This is a genomic window from Bradyrhizobium uaiense (genome assembly GCF_010811875.1).
Lineage (GTDB): Bacteria > Pseudomonadota > Alphaproteobacteria > Rhizobiales > Xanthobacteraceae > Bradyrhizobium > Bradyrhizobium uaiense.
The window spans coordinates 1-247 of record NZ_VKHP01000809.1; the positions used below are offsets into that span (position 1 = coordinate 1).

The following is a 247-nucleotide window of genomic DNA, read 5'->3' on the forward strand; positions in this document are numbered from 1 at the left end:
GTCCCCATCCTCAATGCTCTCAAGGTATGGCTCGATGACATGGCCCCGAAGGTCTTGCCTGACAGCAAGCTCGGCGACGCCGTGTCCTACACCCGGAACCAATGGGACTATCTGACGCGTTACACCGAAGATGGCAGGATGCCGATCGACAATAATCTTCTGGAGCGCGACATCAGGGTTTTTGCAACTGGCCGAAAGTGCTGGCTGTTCAGCGACACCGTCGACGGAGCCAGGGCCAGTGCCGTTG

At 58.3% G+C, this 247-nt stretch carries 1 protein-coding gene; it reads left to right on the forward strand.

From position 1 onward, the window contains the following. Nucleotides 1-247: IS66 family transposase (locus tag FNJ47_RS47540; protein WP_163163682.1), on the forward strand; the 247-nt coding region annotated here is incomplete at both ends.